The 2,185-nt window shown below is 38.7% G+C and carries 1 protein-coding gene; it reads right to left on the bottom strand.

The genetic code is table 11. From position 1 onward, the window contains the following. The coding region (locus M1V25_RS10145) for an RHS repeat domain-containing protein (protein ID WP_498843202.1) at positions 1 to 2,141 on the bottom strand (2,141 nt) is incomplete at its 3' end. Between the last annotated feature and the right edge of the window lie 44 nt (positions 2,142 to 2,185).

Raw genomic sequence — 2,185 nt, 5'->3', positions numbered from 1 at the left:
TCATACAGTCCAGTTGGATCAATCACATTAACTGGGTTATTGCTCGCATAGGCATAAGGGTGTACATTTCCACCTGCTAAAATATCTAAAGCATCAGGCTGTAAATATCCACCAAGCTTAGGGTGAAAGTAACGTGCATTGTTGTAATAAAGCCCACTTTCTTCGTCATAATACTGCCCCGCAAATCTTAAATTTTGCGTGATGTTATGAAATGTTTCCTTAATCTCATAGCCTTGACTATCTGCCTGCCATTGAATCTGTCCTTTTATATCAAACAGTAGGTTTGGGGTGCCTACAGCGTCATTGATAAAATAATAAACCTCATCATTGGTTATCTGAGCCAATGGTTTGCCATCAAGATAGATAATATCAGTGATTTGATTATCGGTAATGATTTCAATTAATCGCCCTTCAATATCGTAGATAAATACCGTTTCTTTACCATGAATAACCTTTGTAATCCGTTGACCATAACCATTGTACTGATATTCAGCGATGAGCTGATTGTTTTCCTCAATCCGTTCAATCTGGTTTAGCACATCATAGTGTAAAGTTAAGCCATCTATCTGGGTAATATTGCCATTGGCATCTTTATTAAAACTGTTAAGCGCCTCTACCGCATTTTCTCCGATTAAAAAACCTGAGTTATCATAAGCAAATGATCGCTTAATAGCAGCAGATTCTATTGATTTTAAACGGCTAAAGTCGTCATAAGTATAGATTTTATTTTGTATTGGCGTGTCTAAGTGATTGACTTGTGTTATATAACCGTTGTTATCATAATCATAAAGGGTTTGAGTAATGTTCTGCACAGACTGATGTGTTAATTGATATAGCAGATCAAACTCACGTTTTAACGCCAAGCCATTACCAAAGGTTAATGATGATAAAGAACCAAAGGGAAGATGTTTTATATTATCTGCAAGCGTTTGCTCAATACTGCCAATCTTAGTTAGTGTACTTACTTTGCTTACCTCCCCCAAATGGTTATAGGCATAAGCTACTTGCAAGCCGCTGGGGTAAGTAATTGAGGTTATCTGATTATCTTTGTTGTAAGTATAACTGGTAGCGTAGCTATGGTTATTAATGGTTGATGTTTGGGTTAAAACATTGCCAAGCGCATCATACGCATTAGCTAAAGTATTAGCACTTGCAGCATGCCATCGTGTGAGTGATGTTAATCGACCTTTACCATAATTGCCTTTATCGTAAACATAGGTAAGTAGTGGCTGTTGATTGAAGCTAACTTCCGTTAGTCGATTCAGAACATCATAGCGATAATCAAACCGCTGACCTTTCGCATCTTCCTTCCTAACCAGCTGCCCTCCACCATTGTATTGAAGTTTTATTTGACCTCTGATCGAATCATCAATGTCTGTCTTTTCTCCCCAGGCGTTGTATCGATAACTGGTTTTCATCCCATCGTGTTCAATATTGGTGATGTTGCCCACTAGGTCTTTTGTTAGCTTAACTTCATGCCGTAATCTTGTACCCTGCGGGCTTTGATAAACCACTTGACCTGAGGCATCATGAATGGTCGTTAATAACTCACCTGACACATTTTTGTCATATCGAAGCACATTATTGGCACCATCGGTGATTGAGCTTATCACATCCTCAGCGGTTTTTTGATAACGTAGCGTTACCTGCTCTGGAGTCGTAACACTCACAAGATGTTGATGCTCATCATAACCATATGTCGTTGTCGCATGATTGACCGTAACGGATAAAGGCAATAACGGCAGTTCATTGTTATCCTTATCCTGATAGGTTAGCGTGGTTATTACACCATTTTCATCCGTAGATTGTAATACCTGACCGTCATGGTTTCTTTTATCAATGGTGGCAATATGTGCCAGTTCATTGGTTATTTTGTGCAAATAACCGTGTTTATCATATTGATACTTCATAACGGCATCACTGCTGTTGTAAGGCGCTTGAACCGTAGCGGGAATAAAATGCTGATCATTCAGATACGTATAACGCCATTGTCTTGTATTGCTTTTATCAGCAGCGTCTAAAGTACTTAGGTTTAACAGTCTGTTGTGATTGTCATACTCAAACGAGGTGACTAAGCCATTGACTTCATTAGTGATCAATTGAGGCAGTTCAGCTTCAGTAAACTGATAGCTGATCTTCAAAGCATCCTCATCAGTGCATTGTTGACTAAAGAAAGGTTTATTAG

It is taken from the genome of Candidatus Nebulibacter yamunensis (assembly GCF_024208055.1).
Taxonomy (GTDB): Bacteria; Pseudomonadota; Gammaproteobacteria; order Francisellales; family Francisellaceae; genus Caedibacter; species Caedibacter lacustris.
The sequence above is the reverse complement of the archived record's forward strand: the minus strand, read 5'-3'. Positions and strand labels throughout refer to the sequence as shown.